The 19,648-nt window shown below is 39.4% G+C and carries 16 protein-coding genes; 8 read left to right on the top strand and 8 right to left on the bottom strand.

From position 1 onward, the window contains the following. Positions 1 to 11: 11 nt before the first annotated feature. The 3 genes from pgaB to AW165_RS07485 all read right to left on the bottom strand — a co-directional run bounded on the left by pgaB (position 12) and on the right by AW165_RS07485 (position 3,204). Entirely contained in the window at positions 12 to 2,006 is a 1,995-nt protein-coding gene (gene pgaB, locus AW165_RS07495) for a poly-beta-1,6-N-acetyl-D-glucosamine N-deacetylase PgaB (RefSeq protein WP_060465391.1), read from the bottom strand. A gap of 241 nt (positions 2,007 to 2,247) precedes the next feature. Continuing rightward, on the bottom strand, positions 2,248 to 2,586 hold the full coding sequence (locus AW165_RS07490) for an FKBP-type peptidyl-prolyl cis-trans isomerase (protein WP_002117532.1): 339 nt from the start codon (positions 2,584 to 2,586) through the stop codon (positions 2,248 to 2,250). An 87-nt stretch (positions 2,587 to 2,673) separates the two neighbouring features. Beyond that, positions 2,674 to 3,204, bottom strand: coding sequence for a YaeQ family protein (locus AW165_RS07485; RefSeq protein WP_060465390.1), 531 nt, complete (start codon positions 3,202 to 3,204; stop codon positions 2,674 to 2,676). Between the two features lie 189 nt (positions 3,205 to 3,393). Between AW165_RS07485 and dctA the strand changes: the two genes are divergently transcribed. After that, a complete protein-coding gene (dctA, locus tag AW165_RS07480) occupies positions 3,394 to 4,656 on the top strand; it encodes a C4-dicarboxylate transporter DctA (protein WP_017387104.1) in 1,263 nt (420 codons plus the stop codon). Between the two features lie 45 nt (positions 4,657 to 4,701). On the opposite strand, the gene AW165_RS07475 is transcribed toward dctA, so the two are convergent. Next, positions 4,702 to 5,700, bottom strand: coding sequence for a CobW family GTP-binding protein (locus AW165_RS07475; RefSeq protein WP_060465389.1), 999 nt, complete (start codon positions 5,698 to 5,700; stop codon positions 4,702 to 4,704). Between the two features lie 500 nt (positions 5,701 to 6,200). On the opposite strand from AW165_RS07475, the gene AW165_RS07470 reads away from it, so the two are divergent. Further along, complete coding sequence (locus AW165_RS07470; protein ID WP_000761577.1) at positions 6,201 to 6,401, top strand: hypothetical protein; 201 nt, start codon at positions 6,201 to 6,203, stop codon at positions 6,399 to 6,401. A 127-nt stretch (positions 6,402 to 6,528) separates the two neighbouring features. Here the strand turns inward: AW165_RS07470 and AW165_RS07465 are convergent, their stop codons facing one another. From AW165_RS07465 to AW165_RS07450, 4 genes are all read right to left on the bottom strand, one after another. Further along, complete coding sequence (locus tag AW165_RS07465; protein ID WP_060465388.1) at positions 6,529 to 7,044, bottom strand: acyl-CoA thioesterase; 516 nt, start codon at positions 7,042 to 7,044, stop codon at positions 6,529 to 6,531. 250 nt (positions 7,045 to 7,294) lie between these two features. Continuing rightward, positions 7,295 to 7,909, bottom strand: a complete 615-nt coding sequence (locus tag AW165_RS07460) for a MarC family protein (RefSeq protein ID WP_002117499.1) — start codon at positions 7,907 to 7,909, stop codon at positions 7,295 to 7,297. An 11-nt stretch (positions 7,910 to 7,920) separates the two neighbouring features. Then, positions 7,921 to 9,987, bottom strand: a complete 2,067-nt coding sequence (locus AW165_RS07455) for a choline transporter (protein ID WP_060465387.1) — start codon at positions 9,985 to 9,987, stop codon at positions 7,921 to 7,923. Between the two features lie 121 nt (positions 9,988 to 10,108). Continuing rightward, positions 10,109 to 11,731: a BCCT family transporter gene (locus tag AW165_RS07450; RefSeq protein ID WP_060465386.1), complete on the bottom strand. Its 1,623-nt coding sequence runs from the start codon at positions 11,729 to 11,731 to the stop codon at positions 10,109 to 10,111. A gap of 264 nt (positions 11,732 to 11,995) precedes the next feature. Between AW165_RS07450 and betI the strand changes: the two genes are divergently transcribed. The 6 genes from betI to AW165_RS07420 all read left to right on the top strand — a co-directional run bounded on the left by betI (position 11,996) and on the right by AW165_RS07420 (position 19,646). Continuing rightward, positions 11,996 to 12,619 (top strand): transcriptional regulator BetI, encoded by a 624-nt coding sequence (betI, locus tag AW165_RS07445; RefSeq protein WP_005070763.1) that lies wholly within the window; start codon positions 11,996 to 11,998, stop codon positions 12,617 to 12,619. After that, complete coding sequence (betB, locus tag AW165_RS07440) at positions 12,612 to 14,084, top strand: betaine-aldehyde dehydrogenase (protein WP_005075388.1); 1,473 nt, start codon at positions 12,612 to 12,614, stop codon at positions 14,082 to 14,084. The genes betI and betB overlap by 8 nt, the downstream gene beginning before the upstream one ends. Positions 14,085 to 14,179: 95 nt before the next feature. Further along, positions 14,180 to 15,838, top strand: a complete 1,659-nt coding sequence (betA, locus tag AW165_RS07435) for a choline dehydrogenase (RefSeq protein WP_060465385.1) — start codon at positions 14,180 to 14,182, stop codon at positions 15,836 to 15,838. Between the two features lie 510 nt (positions 15,839 to 16,348). Further along, positions 16,349 to 17,989 (top strand): malate dehydrogenase (quinone), encoded by a 1,641-nt coding sequence (mqo, locus tag AW165_RS07430; RefSeq protein ID WP_060465384.1) that lies wholly within the window; start codon positions 16,349 to 16,351, stop codon positions 17,987 to 17,989. A 91-nt stretch (positions 17,990 to 18,080) separates the two neighbouring features. Next, positions 18,081 to 18,551 (top strand): hypothetical protein, encoded by a 471-nt coding sequence (locus AW165_RS07425; RefSeq protein WP_060465383.1) that lies wholly within the window; start codon positions 18,081 to 18,083, stop codon positions 18,549 to 18,551. 216 nt (positions 18,552 to 18,767) lie between these two features. Beyond that, on the top strand, positions 18,768 to 19,646 hold the full coding sequence (locus AW165_RS07420; RefSeq protein WP_032055118.1) for a homocysteine S-methyltransferase family protein: 879 nt from the start codon (positions 18,768 to 18,770) through the stop codon (positions 19,644 to 19,646). Positions 19,647 to 19,648: the final 2 nt, after the last annotated feature.

The raw sequence follows: 19,648 nt of genomic DNA, 5'->3' as shown, positions 1-19,648 counted from the left end.
TTTAGCCTCAACTACGGCACAAGACGAGATGATTTTTCAGCAAATGCTTTATGCATAGTGTCCACATCCGGATGATCTTTAATTGGGTCATCTGGGTAATATCCGACATGCATTACACCTTGCTGATAAAGAGAATGAATTGTTGCGGCCATTTCAGTTGAAGGTACCTTTTCGTTTTTACGCCAGTCGGTTGCCTGTAACTCAAAAACAGTTTTCTTAATACCATTTGGATATTGTTTCACGCGATCAACCATATCTTTATAGAACTGATCAGCATTATCGACCTGTTCCATATAAGGCATTGCCATAATAGCCGTAAAGTCATAGCGTTTTAACGACTCTTCAAGCGATTGTGAATACCAGTTTTCTGCATATGGTTTTAAAGCAACTTGCGCATATAAGTTACGTGCGGTGAGCAAGAAGGGTTCATATTGTCGCACGTCATCAACGAGTTGCATTGCAAAATCATCTAGATATTTTGTCTTATATGCCGTCCATTTTTGCAAATCTTGATCGTTATCGCGAATTTTTGCCAAATCTGTAGGTAAACCTTGTTTCGCATAAGCTTTTAAGGCATCTGGGCTTGCATCTTCATAGTCAGATAAGGTGACGTCGTCATGGAATAAAATTCCGTTAAATGAAGATGACTTAGCCAAATCTTGATAAATCTCACGAATAGTTTGGCGTGCGTCTGCTGAGAACGGACTTAAACGGATATAACCCATGTTGAGGTGTTCACCTGTTTTTGCTTGCTCCGTCACAACCAAATCTTTAGAAACTGGATCAGTTTTTGGTAGTTCCCATGCCAATAAAGGCATCCATGCATAAATACGACTTACAGGCGTACGCGTTTGAATTTGCCATGCTACACGGTTAAACAAGTCGGCACGCATTGGAATATGGCGGTTTGGGAAATACACCATATCAGCAGAGCCATTCGCATCTGGATCTGAAAATGCTTGTAAATAGACAGTATTTACACCCATCGCATTAATTCGGTCTAACAAGTGACCTAAATTACGTTCTTGCTGTTTCGGGTCTGGATCATAAATATAGTCCAGATCGATATGCATAATTTTTTGCGGACGGTTGTTATCTGTTAAATTCAATTCACGATTTTTAATTTCTTGAGCCAAATCATCAGTCGTCATATCGCCTTCTACCAAAATACGGCTCATATTTTGGAGAGATTGTTTTGCGTGGTCTGCCCCATCATCAAGTGTAATGGTAATTGGCATACCCAGCTTTTTAGCAATTTGAACTGTTTGCATATTATAGCGACCATAAGGCCATACCATAATACGTGGTGAACGTAAGCCGTGTGCTTTGAGTAGTTCGTTATTTTTCTTTAAATCGTTATAAATACGTGACTGATATTGTGCATCGTTCTCGTAGGTTTGAGTTTTAACATCATAAAAACGAGTAGTTGCAGCAGGTTCAGAGTTGCCTTGGGGGTTGCCTGTAATACCGCGGTGTAAATGATAGCTATGGTTGGCGATTTCAACAAAGCCACTATCTTGCATTTCTTTCAGCTCAGGCCAGCTTAAGATTTTATCGCGTGGAATTTCTTCTCCTGAAAAATCGACTTTCTGCCCTGCTTTTGGCTCTAACCATGAACCTACTACAGCGAGTACTACGGGGATTTTTTTAGCTTTAATAACAGGATAAGCATTTTGATAAAAAGATTGATAACCATCGTCTACAGTTAATAGAACAGGTTTTGTAGGCAGTTGAAATTTACCTTGATGAGCACGGATCAACTGATCAACCGTAATAAAATGGAATCCGTTTTTTTGCAGCCATTCAACATGCTGTGTAAATTGTTGAGTCGTCACTGCATATTGAGGAATTAACGCATTTTTAGTATCGGTAATTTCATGATAACCAATCACCGTAAGTGTTGACGCGTCCAGTTTAGGTGGTTTGGCTAATGCCATGCCTGACAAGCCTGCCAAAGCTAAGCCAAGTGATATGTTCAACAAAGGAGATGCAAAGCGGATAATCATGAAATAGCGTCTCAATAACAATATAGATTATTTATGCGAAGTTTGATTTTAAGACGCAAATTTTTGGAATTTGGTCTTAATGTCAGCCTGCCCATAAATGAACAGTTTCTCAGTCAGCATTTATAATCAAATAATCTGAAAATAATCTTAAATATTTAACAAGCTAAAATATAAATTAATAATGTATTTATATTTAAAGCTCATATAAACAAGAAAGCCCCCTAAAGGGCTTTAAATTTCACTAGTCACGAGTTTTGACATCGAATAATTCAATTTCAAAAATTAAATTAGAATTCGCTGGAATAATCTTACCCATTTTACGCTCACCATAAGCTAAATGAGCAGGCACGATTAATTTACGCTTGCCGCCAACTTTCATTCCCATAATGCCTTGGTCCCAACCTTTAATTACACGGCCTGTTCCAATCACACATTCAAAATAATTACCGCGATCAATTGAAGAATCAAATTTTGTGCCGTCTTCTAACCAACCTGTATAGTGAGTTGTAATCAAAGCACCTTTAACCGCTTCTTTGCCTTCACCTACTTTTAAATCGATAATTTCTAATTCATTTGACATGGTTTACCCCTTAATCTGAATCTTTAAAATCGCAATTGGTACTTAGTGTACCAACTGAATCTGTAGAATTTGTTGCGCTTTTCTATGTTACTGTAACTGTGTCCACACAACACTTGCCTGACCCTTTTCACCTAAAAGCGTCCACTCGTTGTCCATGACATTTAATTGAAGCTGCATCGTACGTTCACAAAGTTGTTCAAGCTCTGCTGTACTTTGAGGGGCAATTTGCCACACTTGAATATTACTTAACGTTTTAATTTTACTGTTTCGTTTCCACCAGTCTTCGACTTGTGTGCCATACACAACAAGCGCAACTGTTTTACATCGCGCACTGGCTTTTTTGACTTTATCTTCAGACGGTAAGCCAACTTCAATCCATGTTTCTAACTGACCCGTTAAATCTTTTTGCCATAATGCTGGCTCGTCAGTTTCAAAAAGGTCTTTAGTAAACTCAAGCTCATCACTTGCGAAACGGGCAAAAGCCATCAAACGAACCATTAAGCGTTCTAAAGTTTCCGAAGGATGCAAGGCAAGCGTCAGTTGATAATCACCATAAATATGGTCATCCATATTGGCAATATTCAAGTCTGCCTTATAAATTGTTGCTTTAAGCGCCATGATTAATATGTCCAAAAATTTGGCGCTAAGGATACTCGATTTTAGGTAAAAAATTATAAAAAAACTGAACAATGCAAGGCATAGTCATGTGAAATTTGCATATTCTTCCAAAACGCTCAGCTTATTTTATAGTTGGCCGGCTTTTTGCTTTAGAGAGAGATATTTTCCTCTTGCTAAAATTGATGACTTATGTGGCTAAAGCTCAAGCGTAGTTTATTTTTACAGGTTCTGTGTGCTCTCTTTCTTGGAGTTGCAGTTGGAATCGGCTTTCATGATTTTTCCCTTTCTCTAAAGCCATTAGGTGATGGTTTTATTTCTTTAATTAAGATGCTTATTGCACCAATTGTATTTTGTGTTGTTGTACTGGGAATCTATGGTGCAAACGACATTAAAAAAATGGGCAAAGTCGGTGCAAAAACTATTCTCTATTTTGAAGTGGTCACCAGTATTGCCTTAATTTTAGGCATTATTGTGGCCTATGTATTTAAACCGGGCGTCGGTATGAATATCGATATTAGTCATTTAGATGCAAAAGATTTAAGTACCTATACCGAACGTGCCCACGAGATGCATACAGGTTCGGAATTTCTACTCAATATTATTCCGAAGACCTTCACTGCTGCTTTTGCAAACGGCGATATTTTACAGGTTTTATTGATCGCTATTTTATTTGGTGTTTCCCTACTTTTAATTCCAAAACATTTAGCAGAGCTGGTACGTCAAGCGCTTGAAGCTTTTTCGGAAGTCTTCTTTAAAATTATGGGACTTATTATTCGTTTAGCTCCAATTGGTGTATTCGGTTCAGTGGCCTATACCACTGCTAAATTTGGTTTAGATTCACTCTTACAATTGGGTTATTTGGTTTTACTGTTTTATGCAACCTGCATTTTATTTGTCGTTATTGTTTTAGGTTCGATTTTAAAACTTGCTGGTTTCAACATTTTCAAATTTGTGGGTTATTTTAAAGATGAACTCGCTATTGTTTTAGGTACAGCTTCTTCTGACTCTGTTCTTCCTCAAATTATGAAAAAGCTCAAAAATTTGGGAATCAAAGATTCAACTGTCGGTTTGGTTATTCCAACGGGTTATTCATTTAATTTGGATGGGTTTTCAATTTACTTAACTTTAGGGGTGATCTTTATTGCGCAAGCCTGCAATATTAATTTATCTATGCATGACTTACTGGCTATTTTGCTGGTTTCGCTCATTACATCTAAAGGCGCTCACGGTATTCCCGGGTCGGCTTTAGTTATTCTTGCAGCCACACTTTCAGTGATACCAAGTCTCCCTGCAATTGGCTTAGTGCTGCTACTTTCAGTCGACTGGTTTATTGGAATTATTCGTGCCTGTACCAACTTAATTGGTAACTGTGTCGCGACCGTAGTGATTGCTCACTGGGAAAAAGATATTGACCATGCGCAAGCTAAAGCTGTGTTAGATCGCAAACCTTAATCCCACTCTTCAGAGAACATTGAATTACTTTTGGTTTAATGTTCTCTACTCTTCAAGCTGACAGGCAAGTAATGCTGTTTCAAAAGCCAACCAATTATGGTGATGTTCGCTAATGATTTCAATACGGTTATCAATGCCCTCTTCACCAGACTTATAATTAAACTGATCAGGATTAAAGTTAAAAACTTTCCACCCTTGATCTGTGTTAAAAATTCCCTTAATTCGAAGCCAGTCTTGCTGCGCACATAATAAATCTAGCAAATTATAAAAATCGAATTTCCAGCGTTTAGGCAACTTCCAACCAGCCACAATATAACCTTGCGCTGACTCGACATAATGATAAGGTAATTGCTGAATTTCTCTTACGACTTCGGTTTCAGTCATTTGCTTTTGAAGTTTAAGTAAAGGTTGTATAGATCGCTCGGTTAAACGAGCAGCCACATCAATTTTATTTAAGGCTAACTGACCATGTTCAATTTTAATCCACTCTTGGTGATAAGGTTGGTATTCGTCTTTTAATAGTTCAAGCGCCTGATCATCTTCAAAAGTCATCACATCGATATGTGACACCACCACAATTTGAGCAGCTTTTAACTGATCTTCATAAAGGTTTTGTTTAACCCAATTGGTATCATGCAAACGACTACCATCTACCACAGTAATCAGTGCTCGCATGGCTAAACTACTTTGCCAATGAGGCTCAGTCAGTTGGTCAAATAACTGAGAAGGATGCCCAAGTCCAGTCGGCTCAATAAACAGCCTGTCTGGCTTTTGTTCACTCAAAAGACGTGCTAAAGCAATATGCATCGGCAATTGACTGCTACAACATAGACAGCCCCCTAATAGTTCTTTGACTGCATATCCTGCATCTTGAGGTAAGAGTTGTTGGTCTACTCCAATTTGTCCAAACTCATTCATTAATACAGCCCAAACCTCATCTTTAGGTTTTTGGCTTAATAAATGCTGTAATAATGTGGTTTTTCCTGCCCCTAAAAAACCAGAAATAATATGGGTGGGAACAGTTTTTGGGGCTATCAGTTTCACAAGCAGCTCAAATCAACAAGGTTTAAAAAACTAAGAAAGATATATCACTGTTTAAGTAGCATGAAAATGATTTTTAACTTTGAAGATATACTTTTCAATTATCAGGCCAAAATAGTTAATATGTGACATACATCTCATTTAAAATCTATATTAACTCTGAATAATTATAATTCAAACGGAATATTCTATTTAGGCGCATTCACAATTCATGCCAGAGTGTTAGGTTTACGTAACACAGTTGGCTTTTTTTTACTCGATAAGAAATATTTTTTCACATTTTAAGGTGTATTTAAGCCCTTTTATTTTACAGATTGCTCACATAAATGACCCGTATATTTCATATTGTTAAGATAGCCGTAATAGATTGTTAAGTTAATTGATGTAATACCAAGCTCGGCTTAGCATGTGTCCTAGCTTAGTCATTCAGCCATACAGGTTTCAGGTATGTATGAACGATTAGGTTTAATTTATTTTTAAATGAAATTTAAGGATGCCATAAAATGAAATTAGCTAAAACTTTACTCGCTACTACACTTGCTTTAACTGCTGCTTCAACTTTTGCTGCTTCTAAGCACGACCAAGCACATAACACTGCTGGTGAAGAAAAAGTTGTTGTTTCAACTCAAGAACAAGCAAACACTGCAAATGCTGCATCTGATGCTGTGGGTTCTGCTTCTGAAGCTGCTCCTGCAACTCGTTAATTCTCTCAGCATTCTCCTCCAAGCTCAGAGATAATTTTACTGAAATGAAAAATGGACGCTGAATTTTGGTAAAGAAAAAAAGGATCGAACCATGCTGCGGTTCGATCCTTTTTTAATTCAATCTTTTTTAAGAAGTTTTCTTATACATGCTACAAGATGGGTTGTGGTTTTCTTGCAGACGTAAAACTTTACGATGCTCAGCAGCTTCAAAGCGGCAACGCTTCCACTCTGTATTGAGATTTAATTGAGGTACTTCACATGGCTTGCCCTGTTCATTAACAGCAACCATCGTGAAATAACAACTATTGGTATGGCGCACTGTCCGCTTCTGGATATTTTGGGCTTCGACACGAATTCCGACTTCCATTGAAGTACGACCTACATGGTTCACACTTGCCAAGAAGGTCACCAGCTCACCTACATAAATAGGTTCTTTAAAATTTACTTTATCTACAGATAAAGTCACCACGTAGCCACCCGAATAACGACTTGCGCAAGCATAAGCGACCTGGTCTAGTAGTTTTAGAATCGTACCACCATGAACATTACCTGAAAAATTTGCCATATCAGGCGTCATCAAAACTGACATCGTCAATTCAGACTGATCATCAGTTGCTGTGGTCATTTCATCTAATGTAGGCATAGCTCAACTCTGTCTTAAAACAAGCTCAGTCAACATTATGGTTGATAATTCACAAAAAAAACATGCTTAAATCCACAACATAGCATCGTATTTTTTAATATCTTTGATTGTTTTTTAAAATTTAATTTTTTAAGGCACTATTTTTAAAGTTATTTTTTAAAGCTGTTCTATTTATCTTAGAATTTTTTAGAAGATGCTATGCCATTTTATTCCATGTTCAATGGCATAGCAGGTTCTTATGAGTGATTTGCTAAACTTTATTAATGACGCCTGTCACACCATTAATGATCATATCAATGGCGATCGTACCAATTAATAAAGCGGATAAACGTCCGACAATATCAAAATAGCGGTCGATATGCTTGGCATGTTTATAGCGTAAATGATCATGTGAAAATTTCATCAAAATCAAAATACTGCAAGTTAAAAACAAGGTAAAAGCAATCACTAGGGCTGCTTCACCAATTGACATTTCAATCCCTGTGACTACCGCAGCGCTAATAGTCCCTGGGCCGATCATAAACGGCATGGCAATGGTGCCAGCCAGATGTTCTGGAGCACCACGCATTTCTCCAATGGTGTCGGCACCCTGAAATACATAGCGGTAGCCAATCACCAAAAAGATAAGACCTCCAAAAATCTGAAAGGCTTCAAAACGTACATTCAGATATTTACTAAAAATTGTTTCGCCGCCCCATGCAAATAGCATGAACACGACAAAAGCAATCAAACTTCCCTGAATCAATGCTTTATTAAACACCTTGGCTTCTGAATGGCGGATCAGGCCAATCATATAAATGCTCATTAAAAATGGATTGAGCAACGAGAAAAATAAAGCAAAAGAATGTAGATAAGGAGAAGCCATGCATTTTCCTCTTAAGCTTGTGGATCTGGGAACAATGGACGATTCCCGGGGCTAATACGATTAATATGTAAGAATGTCATATGTCTTTCATATTTATCTAAAATATCGTTAATGACCTGTTCTTTACTGTAACCGACCAGATCATTATCTTGTGAGCCATCATAAAGATAGGTTTCAAGTCGGAAATAGAACTGCTTGCCTCGTTTTACACGCTGGCTAAAGTTAGGCGCGCTATAACGTACAGGCCAGATCTGATAAACAAAGTTTTGCTCTTCTTCCAAATGGATAGTCAGATCTAGATGGTAAAGCGTATCTTCATCTTCAAGCGGGGTTTGCTGCACGTCCACATTCATGCCCTGCTTAATCAACTCATCAGCAACAGCCTGAACAGCTGGCAAACACACCGTATCTAGCATGCGCTGTGTTTCAGTGGTTCCCGGATGATGCATGACTCGAGTTAAACGCTGTTTCCAGTTCAGAATATCCACGTTCCCTACCACTGGCGCTGCATTCATACTGAGACTAGCATGCCTGTAATCTTCAAGTCTGAGGGACTTATAAAGCCCAGCCATCACAAGGAACATCACAAAACTAAACGGCAAACCCATAATAATAGTTGCATTTTGCAAGGCGGTAATACCGTTGGTCATGAGCATGGCTAATGTGAGTAAACCAATCGCCACTGCCCAAAACACGCTTAACCAACGTGGAGCATCATTATCAATATTAGTAAGTTTAGTCGTGAAGTTACCTAAAACCAGCGCTCCCGAATCGGCAGAAGTCACGTAAAACAAAAGCCCTGTTACGGTGGCAATTGAAGCGATAAAGGTAAAGCCCGGATATTGCGCTAACAGGTCATAAAAACCATGAGCCGGATTTGCTAACACCGTCGCTGCTAAGGTTTGGTTGCCTTCAAAAATAACGCTGTGCAGTGCACTATTACCAAAAATAGATAACCACGTGAGTGTAAATAGAAGTGGAATAATTAAGGTACCGCATACAAACTCACGAATGGTACGCCCTCTTGAGATACGTGCCAAAAAGAGTCCTACAAATGGAGACCAAGCAATCCACCACGCCCAGAAGAAGAAAGTCCAACTACTCATCCATTCTTTAGGCTGCTCAAAAGCAAAACTTTGTAATGCTAAAGCAGGGAAACGAGTTAAATAGTCACCAATATTTTGGACCAGGGCATTAAGTAAAAACTCGGTATTTCCCAAGAATAAAATAAACAGCAATAACCCGACCGAAACATAAATATTGATTTCAGATAAAATCCGCAGGCCTTTATTGACCCCGGATGTCACCGAAATAACGCTAATACCGACCGCAACAGCAATCAGGATAAATTGCATCCAGATATTTTCTGGTAACCCCAATAACACATGTAGGCCATAATTCAGCTGTACTACTCCAATCCCGCAGGTCGTCGCAATACCAAAAATTGTCCCGATCACGGCAGCTGTATCAACACTATGCCCAATTGCCCCATTAATTCTTTGTCCAAAGATTGGATAAAGTGCAGAACGAATGGTAAGCGGCAAATTATAACGATAGCTGAAATATCCCAATGACATACCAATCAAGGCATACATACACCAGCCAGTTAAACCGTAGTGAAACAATGTCCAAACCATACTTTGGCGTGCTGTTTCATAGGTTTGCCCTGCTCCGACCGGAGGTTGCATGTAATGAGATAGTGGTTCAGCGACCGAGAAGAACATGAGGTCGATACCAATACCCGCCGAGAACAGCATGGCAGACCAACTGAGTAAACTAAACTCAGGCTTTGAATGCTTAGGTCCTAATTTGATACTGCCATATCTTGAGCAAGCAATAAAAATCACGAAGGCCATATAGAGTGTTGCGGCCAGCAGATAATACCAACCAAAGGTTGAAGTTACCCACTGAAGCACGGCATTCATGACTCGATTTGCAAAATCGTTGAATAAAAACGTGACGAGAGAAAAAATTAAAATAAGTACAGCTGAAAAATAAAAAACCACACGGTTGAGCGGGTCTTTTTTAGATTTAGATAATGTTAAATCATCAACTGCTCTTGGATTATCTGTTGCCATACAATCCTCAAGGAATAAAATAAAAACAAAATATTTAATTTCGTCTTTTCACTCTTATTTAAAACAATGAAAAGACGACTTTAAACGCAAAAAAATAATATATAGATGTGATCGATTGAGGTTATAAAACCTCGGTCACTTTATTCTGGTCACAATTCGATGGGACTGAAATGTCTTTTGAAACAGCTAACTGTTTTTTCACTAATTGAGGGTCAAAATCATCTTGCTTTAACGCTTTGGCTAAACCAAACATATAAAGCAAAATAATGACTGAAAATGGTAAACCACATAACACCACAGCACTTTGCATGGAGTTAAAACTACCGGCTAGAAGCAAGCCAATACTTACAATGGTAATTACCACAGACCAAAAGACGCGTAACCAGATCGGTGAATCACTATCATTGGTGCCCCCTTTTGAGGACAAATTAGCGATCATTAGTGTACCAGAGCCAACTGGTGTCAAAAATAAAACGAAACAAATTACAACAACAATACCAGCAACGTAAGGATTAAACGGCAGATATTCGAGTAATTTAAATAAAGATAATGCTGGATCAGTTAAGACCATATCACCTAATACTTTCTGTTTTTGCTGCAAGATAAAATAAATTGCAGTGTTTCCAAAAACCGAAATCCAAGCCAGTGTAAAGCCGAGTGGAATCAGGCATACACCTAATACTACTTCACGAATGGTACGTCCTTTTGAAATGCGGGCAATAAACATACCGACAAAAGGCGCCCATGCAATCCACCAAGCCCAATAAAATACAGTCCACGAACCCAACCAGCCACTGGCTTTTTGATTGTACAAATACATATCAAAACTTTTACCAATAAAATTATTGAGATAATCGCCCGTATTTTGTACCAGACCATTTAATAAATGGTTTGTCGGACCCGTTAAAAATACAAATAAAAGTAAGGCATATAGCAGACGTAAATTAATACGCGACAACCATGCCAAGCCTTTTTCAATACCCACCACTGTCGTAATCGTAGCAACGAACATCATGATGAGCACGGCAGTAATTAAGGTCGCAGAGTTATCCGGAATTTGCGGCAGTAAGTAACAAATGCCCGATACCAGCACCAACGCTCCGATTCCCAAGTTGGTGACCAAAGAAATGATCGTCGCTAAAATTCCAAAGCCATCGACAAAATCACCCACCAAGCCATGCACTCGCTCTCCAAAAATTGGGTAAAGCGCCGAGCGAAGTGCTAATGGCAAGTTTTGTCTGAAAGCAAAGTAACCTAAAGTAACTCCGAGCAATGCATAGAGCACCCAGCCATGAATCCCCCAATGCAAAAAGCTATAAGTCATCGCATTACGGGCTGCCTGAATCGTTCCTGCCTCACCTTCTGGCGGTCTTAAAAAATGGTCAACAGGTTCGGCCACACCATAATAAAGTAGCGCAATACCAATCCCTGCCGAAAACAGCATTGAAGTCCAAGCCAAATAACTAAACTCTGGTTTGTCGTCATCTTTTCCCAAAGGAATCTGCCCTACTTTTGAAAAAGCGAGCCAACCAACAAAACCCAGACACAGCACAATAACCAGCATGTAATACCACCCAAAAAAGTGATTTACTTGCTCTTGTACATAGGTCAGCCAAAACTGACTTTTTTCTGGAAACAGCACAAAAAGTAGGCCAAAAATACCGATACTGATTGCTGAACTCCAAAATACGAAACGATTTAACCGAATATGGTCTGAAGAATATCCATCACTTTTCAACACCATCTTATTGCTCCTTGCAATCGGTGTATTTTTCTCAAAATAACGTGATAAGTAATGTACTTATGCGCATCATCCTATCCTTAAGAACCTTTGATTTCACCTCTTTATTTTTAGAAGCTTGTTCAAAAATTCATTGATTTTTATATATCATACTTGTTATTGATTGAACGTTCAATCAATAACAAGTATGATAAAAAAGTGCTATGATGCTCTGCAAGTTAACATGTTGAATTTTAAGCACCCCTCAAAGTGCTGATGTGGACAACCATGACAAAACGCAGAGTAAAACCAGAACATGTGCGACGTGAAGAAATCATGAACGCTGCACTCGACGTAATTTATGAAGTGGGGTTATCTAATACCACCATTGCACAAATTGCAAAAAAAGCCGAGCTGTCGACCGGCATTGTCAGCCATTATTTTGGCGACAAACAAGGGTTGATAAATACCTGCATGCAAGAAATGTTAAATGTTCTGCGTCGTAAAACCGAACAGTACAGAGCAGAAGCAGATTCGCATCCAGAGAGCCAGATTAAGGCCATTATCGACTCTAACTTTGACATTAGTCAGGTCAATGAAAAAGCAATGCGGGTCTGGTTGGACTTTTGGTCAGCAAGTATGCATGTACCAGACTTAAGCCGCTTACAAAAGATTAATGATCAACGCCTGTACTCCAACTTGAAATTTTATTTTCTTAAGTTAATGGATGAACAACAGGCCAGTGTTGCCGCTAGAGGTTTGGCAGCATTGATTGATGGATTATGGTTACGAGGCAGTTTAAGCCGTCATAACGAATTTGACAGCAACCTTGCTCGTTCCATTGCTTACGATTATGTACAAACGCAATTGCAATTTGCGAACAAGCCTTTGCAGGAGAGACAAAATGAGTGATGTACAAGTTCATCAATTGTATATCCATGGACGCTACGTTAAAGCAACCAGTGGTAAAACATTTAATAGTATTAACCCTGCCAACGGCGAGACAATCGCGACTCTTCAGCAAGCTTCTGAACAAGATATTGAAGCTGCTGTACAAAGTGCCCAACAAGGACAAAAAATCTGGGCTGCCATGACTGCCATGGAGCGTTCACGTATTTTACGTCGTGCTGTCGACATTCTTCGTGAACGTAATGATGAGCTTGCCCGTCTTGAAACACTCGACACAGGTAAAGCTTTTAGCGAAACATCTACAGTCGATATTGTGACTGGCGCAGATGTACTCGAATACTACGCAGGACTTGCAACAGCCATTCAAGGTGAACAAGTTCCACTTCGCGAATCAAGTTTCTTTTATACACGCCGTGAACCGTTAGGTGTAGTTGCTGGTATTGGTGCCTGGAACTATCCAATTCAAATTGCTTTATGGAAATCTGCCCCTGCCCTTGCTGCGGGTAATGCCATGATTTTCAAACCAAGTGAAACCACTCCACTCACTGCATTTAAACTTGCAGAAATCTATACAGAAGCAGGCGTTCCAGACGGCGTATTTAACGTGGTGCAAGGTGCTGGTCGTGAAATCGGTCAGTGGCTGACTGAACATCCTGTGATTGAAAAAATCTCATTTACTGGTGGTGTGGAAACTGGCAAAAAAGTCATGGCAAGTGCTGCTGGCTCTACGCTAAAAGAAGTGACTATGGAACTCGGTGGTAAATCTCCACTGATTATTTGTGAAGATGCCGACCTGAACCGTGCAGCAGATATTGCAGTCATGGCGAACTTCTTTAGCTCAGGTCAGGTATGTACCAACGGTACGCGTGTATTTGTTCCAAAATCACTTCTAGCCGACTTTGAAAAAGCGGTTGTAGAACGTGTAAAACGTATTCGCATTGGCGACCCAATGGCTGAAGACACCAACTTCGGTCCACTCACTAGCTTCCCTCACATGGAAAAAGTGTTGTCTTTCATTGAGTCAGGCAAACAACAAGGCGCTAAAGTGTTAATTGGCGGTGGCCGCGCAACAGAAGGCGAACTTGCAAAAGGCGCTTATGTACTACCGACGGTATTTAGCGACTGCACTGACCAGATGGCTATTGTTCAAGAAGAGATTTTTGGACCTGTCATGAGCATTTTAAGCTATGAAACCGAAGAAGAAGTCATCCGTCGTGCCAACGATACCACCTTTGGTTTAGCTGCCGGCGTGGTTACTCAAGACATCAGCCGTGCTCATCGCATTATTCACCAAATTGAAGCAGGTATTTGCTGGATTAACACTTGGGGCGAATCGCCTGCCGAGATGCCAGTCGGTGGCTATAAACAATCTGGTGTGGGCCGCGAAAATGGCTTGACCACGCTTGGGCACTATACCCGTATCAAATCTATTCAAGTTGAACTTGGCGATTATCAAAGCATTTTTTAATGCCTCCATCGCTTTAAACACTTCAACCTAAATCACATATGCCGAGCAGTCTTTATAGATTGCTCAGGCAAACTGTTAGTAAAAAAAGGATAGTTATGAATATTAAAGAATATGATTACATTATTATTGGCGCAGGATCTGCCGGAAATGTACTCGCTGCGCGTCTTACTGAAGACAAAGATACCACCGTTTTATTATTAGAAGCGGGTGGACCAGATTATCGCTTGGATTTCCGTACACAAATGCCGGCAGCTTTGGCCTACCCTCTTCAAGGCCGTCGCTATAACTGGGCTTATTTAACCGATCCTGAGCCACACATGAATAACCGCCGTATGGAATGTGGTCGTGGTAAAGGTTTAGGTGGTTCATCTTTAATTAACGGCATGTGCTATATCCGCGGTAATGCAATGGATTTAGAACAATGGGCAACACATAAAGGCCTTGAAAACTGGTCTTATGCCGACTGTTTGCCATACTACAAAAAAGCCGAAACCCGTGACATTGGTGAAAATGACTACCATGGCGGCAATGGTCCTGTGTCCGTTGCTACTCCTAAAAATGGCAACAATGTGTTGTTCCATGCCATGGTTGAAGCTGGTGTACAAGCCGGTTACCCGCGTACTGATGACTTAAATGGTTACCAGCAAGAAGGCTTTGGTCCAATGGACCGTACAGTTACCCCAAAAGGTCGCCGTTCAAGCACTGCACGTGGTTATTTGGATATGGCAAAAGGTCGTCCAAACCTGACCATTCTGACTCACGCTACAACCAATAAAATCTTGTTTAATCAAAAGCAAGCCATTGGTGTTGAATACATTATTGGTGCTGACCAAAACAACTTGCAACGTGCCTTGGTTAAACGCGAAGTCTTACTATGCGCAGGCGCAATTGCGTCACCACAAATTTTACAACGTTCAGGTGTGGGTCAAAGTACCTTCTTAAAATCAATGGACATTGATGTGGTTCATGATTTGCCGGGCGTAGGTGAAAACCTGCAAGACCATCTAGAAATGTACTTACAATATAAATGTAAGCAACCTGTTTCTTTATACCCTGCCTTGAAATGGTATAACCAACCTGCAATTGGTGCCGAGTGGTTATTTAACGGTACAGGTATTGGTGCAAGTAACCAGTTTGAAGCAGGCGGATTTATCCGTAGTTCGGATGAATTTACATGGCCAAATATCCAGTATCATTTCTTGCCAGTTGCTATTAACTACAACGGTAGTAATGCAGTGAAAGAACATGGTTTCCAGGCTCATGTAGGTTCAATGCGTTCACCTTCACGCGGCCGTATCAAACTTAAATCGAAAGATCCATTTGAGCATCCAAGTATCTTGTTTAACTACATGTCGACTGAACAAGACTGGCGCGAGTTCCGCGATGCAATTCGTATTACTCGTGAAATCATGCAGCAACCTGCACTTGACCCATATCGTGGTGAAGAAATTAGTCCGGGCAAACATTTGCAAACCGATGCAGAGCTTGATGACTTTGTTCGTAACCATGCAGAAACAGCTTACCATCCATCTTGTAGCTGCAAGATGGGTGAAGATGAAATGGCTGTTGTAGATGGTCAAGGTCGCATCCACGGTATGCGTGGTTTACGTGTTGTCGATGCCTCTATCATGCCGCTCATTATTACCGGTAACTTAAATGCAACTACCATTATGATTGCCGAGAAAATTGCAGACCAAATTCGTGGACGTGAAGCGTTACCACGTTCAACTGCACCATTCTATGTAGCATCATAAAATCTGAAAGGGCATATTTCTTATGCAGAGATATGCCCTTAATTTAATCTTTATATAACCAATATTAATAAGAACAATGTATGACAGAAAATGAGCGCTTACGAGCAGCTTATTTACATAAATATGATATGAAATAAAAATTAATCGATTTTTATAGGCAAATATTCTTCAAATGATTTAACTTTAATCAAATTAAAATTATTAATTTGATTTCAAATATTTAAATAAAAATATTTGGCTTAAATTATCTTTTCAAAGCTCAATTTGATTAAATATAAATCATATTTATGATTTTGATGAACCCCATTTATTATAAAAATTGTCTTGTCAATGCAAAATTAGTCTAAAATATAGAGTGTTTGCGATAATCCCAAGTAATTTTTATTTTTTTCGAAGTTCTCTAATTTTGAGAATTTACTTTCGCATTTATATCCGTTTTGTCTGGATACGCTGTCTAGGTTTCCTCACACCTTAAGTGACTCAAATAACTTATTTTAAGGTCCCCCTTACATGAAAAAGTTTTTGAAATACCTTCTGGTATTAATCATTCTTATTCTAATTGCAGGTATTGCATTCTTGTTTAGACCAACAACGTCAAAACAAGTTGAAACTGCAAAAGATGAGCCAGTTGTTGATGCTGTTCTTGTTGGCGGCGGCATCATGAGTGCCACTCTCGGTACTTATTTCACTGAGCTTGAACCAAACTGGCAAATTCGTATGTACGAACGTCTTGACCAAGTTGCTCAAGAAAGTTCAAACGGCTTTAACAATGCCGGAACAGGCCACTCTGGCTTTATGGAAATGAACTATACCGAAGAGAAAAACGGTAAGATGGAAATTGCCAAAGCTGAAAAAGTTGCTTCTCAATTTGAAGTTGCTAAACAGTTCTGGTCATATCAGGTAAAACAAGGCGTTTTAGCTGAACCAAAATCATTCATTAATCCAGTTCCACACATTGCTTTCGTTTGGGGCGATAACGTTCAATTCTTAGAAAAACGTTATGCTGCCATGATCCAAAGCCCGTTGTTCAAAGGTATGAAATTTACTGAAGACCCAGCTGTGATTAAACAATGGGCACCTTTAGTGATGAATGACCGAGACCCTAGTCAAAAAGTTGCAGCAACCCGTATGGATGTTGGCTCTGACGTGAACTATGGTTCAATCACTAAACAATTAGTAAGTCATTTAAATCAAAACCCGAATTTCAAATTACAGACATCAACTGAAGTGACTGGCATCAGCCAAAATGATGACAAAACTTGGACTGTGTCTTTCAAAAATTTGAAAACTGGTAAAGTAGATCACGTTAAAACACGTTTTGTATTTATCGGCGCAGGTGGTGCAGCAGTTAAATTATTGCAACTTACCGGTTTACCTGAAGCTAAACAATATGCTGGCTTCCCTGTTGGTGGTGAGTTCTTAATTACTGACAACCCAAAAATTACTGCTGAACACACAGCGAAAGTATATGGCCGTGCTGAACTTGGTGCGCCTCCAATGTCTGTACCACATATTGATACACGTTATATCGACGGTAAAAAATATGTATTGTTTGGCCCATTTGCAACGTATTCAAACAAGTTCCTGAAAAATGGTTCTCAGCTTGATTTACTTGCATCAACCAACAAAAACAACGTTTTACCAATGACGACTGTTGGCTTGGAAAACCTTGATCTTGTTAAATACTTGGTGAGCCAAGTCATGATGTCAGATGAAGACCGTCTAAATGAACTTCGTAAGTACTACCCAGATGCGAAAGCTGAAGACTGGCGTTTAAGCCAAGGTGGTCAACGTGTTCAGATCATCAAGAAAGAGCCAGGTAAACCAGCAACGCTTCAATTCGGTACAGAAATCTTTGCGTCTAAAGATGGTGCTGTAACTGCATTGTTAGGTGCGTCTCCGGGTGCTTCGACTTCTCCATACATCATGCTTAACTTACTTGAAAAAGCTTTCCCTCAGCAAACTGAAGGTAAGTGGAATCAGAAGCTTCATGAAATTGTAGTGTCTTATAAGCAAGACTTAAGCAAAGACCCTGTGTTACTCGACAAAGTTCGTCAATACACAAGTTCTACGCTTGGCTTGAACTACACATCTCCGTTCAAAGCTGCAAACGATGAAACTGCTGCTGCCCCAGTTGCAAAAGCAAACTAAGTTTGACGATGTATAAGTAAAATATCAAAAGGATGAATTTCGATTCGTCCTTTTGTTTTTTAAGACCTCAGTTGAGATATTTAGATTCACTATGAAGCCTTTAAACTCATCACCTCGCCTCTTGTCATTTGGTTTTAAGCTCGTGCTTGTTTTACTGCTGGCTTATCTTTTGGTAAGCGGTTTTTATATGTGGATGATTGGCGGCACAGCAATTTACATCAGCTCAGCGGTGTTACTTGTCATAACTGCCTTCTCTTTTAAGCTCGGTAAATATCAAAAGCTATGTTCTGTTTTAAATCTGCTGATGGGTGCAGTAGCGTTATATTTTAGTACTGCTCATTTATTTTTCTCCCCTGTTCAATTCTTTATATTTTTACCTGCCTTATTTTTTGTACTGTTAGCTTTTGCTCGCCTAGAAAAAGTTCGTCGCTTATCTAAAGTTTTAATATTCATCAGTTTATTAATTTGGTCAGGCATACACATTATGCAGCTTGAACAGCTTAAAGCGTATTATCAAACTCAGCACACTGGTGAAAGTTGGCAACAATATGGCGCGTTATAAGATTATTTTTTAGTCTATATTTTCAAATAAATACGTAATCTTTTTCACATGAAGTTCATCAGTAAAACTGAACATCGTCTACAGAAATCCTTTTAAGAAAAAATATTCATAACAATCTAATTTATTTAGAAATATATCGAGCATATTCGCGATTGAATACGATCCATCTACACGCTAGATTAGCTAAATTATTTTTCTCCCTTTATGTTGTAATTTATGAAAATTTTAGATGGCGGTTTAGGCCGTGAATTGGCCCGTCGTGGCGCTCCGTTTCGTCAACCAGAGTGGTCTGCTCTCGCACTCATTGAAGCTCCTGAAACAGTAAAAGAAGTACATCTCGATTTTATTAACGCTGGTTCAGAAGTCATTACGACTAACAACTATGCTGTTGTGCCATTTCATATTGGACAAGAACGCTTTGAAACTGACGGCGTGCGTTTAATTAAAGTTGCGATTGAACAAGCAAAAAATGCAGTTAAAGAAAGCGGCAAAAATGTCAAAATTGCAGGCTGCTTACCACCGTTATTTGGTTCTTACCGTGCCGACTTGTTCCAACCTGAACAGGCTAAAAACCTTGCAGAACCCATCATTAATACCTTGGCACCGGAAGTTGATTTTTGGTTAGCAGAAACCCAATCATGCTTAAAAGAAGTTGAAACAGTACATGCGTTATTACCACAAGATGGTAAGGACTATTGGGTGTCATTTACGTTGCAAGATGAGATTAAACAAGAACAAGCACTCCTTCGTTCAGGCGAAAATATGCAACAAGTGGCTGATTTCATCAAACAATCAAATGCCAAAGCAGTATTGTTTAACTGCTGCCAACCTGAAGTGATCTTGCAAGCAATTAATGAAATTAAAGGACTCATTCCAGAGTCGGTGCAGATTGGTGCTTATGCCAACGCGTTCCCACCGCAAGATGAAAGCGCTACTGCCAACGATGGTCTCGATGAAATTCGTAAAGACTTAGATGCTCCAGCTTATCTAGGTTTTGCTAAACAATGGCAGCAAGCAGGTGCAAGTTTAGTGGGTGGTTGCTGTGGTATCGGGCCAGAACACATTGCTGAACTTTCTCAATTTTTTAAAGAATAAAT

The organism is Acinetobacter sp. LMB-5 (assembly GCF_001541635.1).
Classification (GTDB): domain Bacteria; phylum Pseudomonadota; class Gammaproteobacteria; order Pseudomonadales; family Moraxellaceae; genus Acinetobacter; species Acinetobacter pittii.
Note: the sequence above shows the minus strand (reverse complement) of the source record. Positions and strands in the feature narration are given on the sequence as shown.

What these genes read in the sequence shown, in the direction of transcription:
- pgaB (WP_060465391.1), bottom strand. Translation starts at nt 2,006, where the DNA reads ATGATTATCCGCTTTGCATCTCCTTTGTTGAACATATCACTTGGCTTA.
- AW165_RS07490 (WP_002117532.1), bottom strand. Translation starts at nt 2,586, where the DNA reads ATGTCAAATGAATTAGAAATTATCGATTTAAAAGTAGGTGAAGGCAAA.
- AW165_RS07485 (WP_060465390.1), bottom strand. Translation starts at nt 3,204, where the DNA reads ATGGCGCTTAAAGCAACAATTTATAAGGCAGACTTGAATATTGCCAAT.
- dctA (WP_017387104.1), top strand. Translation starts at nt 3,394, where the DNA reads ATGTGGCTAAAGCTCAAGCGTAGTTTATTTTTACAGGTTCTGTGTGCT.
- AW165_RS07470 (WP_000761577.1), top strand. Translation starts at nt 6,201, where the DNA reads ATGAAATTAGCTAAAACTTTACTCGCTACTACACTTGCTTTAACTGCT.
- AW165_RS07465 (WP_060465388.1), bottom strand. Translation starts at nt 7,044, where the DNA reads ATGCCTACATTAGATGAAATGACCACAGCAACTGATGATCAGTCTGAA.
- AW165_RS07460 (WP_002117499.1), bottom strand. Translation starts at nt 7,909, where the DNA reads ATGGCTTCTCCTTATCTACATTCTTTTGCTTTATTTTTCTCGTTGCTC.
- AW165_RS07455 (WP_060465387.1), bottom strand. Translation starts at nt 9,987, where the DNA reads ATGGCAACAGATAATCCAAGAGCAGTTGATGATTTAACATTATCTAAA.
- AW165_RS07450 (WP_060465386.1), bottom strand. Translation starts at nt 11,731, where the DNA reads ATGGTGTTGAAAAGTGATGGATATTCTTCAGACCATATTCGGTTAAAT.
- betI (WP_005070763.1), top strand. Translation starts at nt 11,996, where the DNA reads ATGACAAAACGCAGAGTAAAACCAGAACATGTGCGACGTGAAGAAATC.
- betB (WP_005075388.1), top strand. Translation starts at nt 12,612, where the DNA reads ATGAGTGATGTACAAGTTCATCAATTGTATATCCATGGACGCTACGTT.
- betA (WP_060465385.1), top strand. Translation starts at nt 14,180, where the DNA reads ATGAATATTAAAGAATATGATTACATTATTATTGGCGCAGGATCTGCC.
- mqo (WP_060465384.1), top strand. Translation starts at nt 16,349, where the DNA reads ATGAAAAAGTTTTTGAAATACCTTCTGGTATTAATCATTCTTATTCTA.
- AW165_RS07425 (WP_060465383.1), top strand. Translation starts at nt 18,081, where the DNA reads ATGAAGCCTTTAAACTCATCACCTCGCCTCTTGTCATTTGGTTTTAAG.
- AW165_RS07420 (WP_032055118.1), top strand. Translation starts at nt 18,768, where the DNA reads ATGAAAATTTTAGATGGCGGTTTAGGCCGTGAATTGGCCCGTCGTGGC.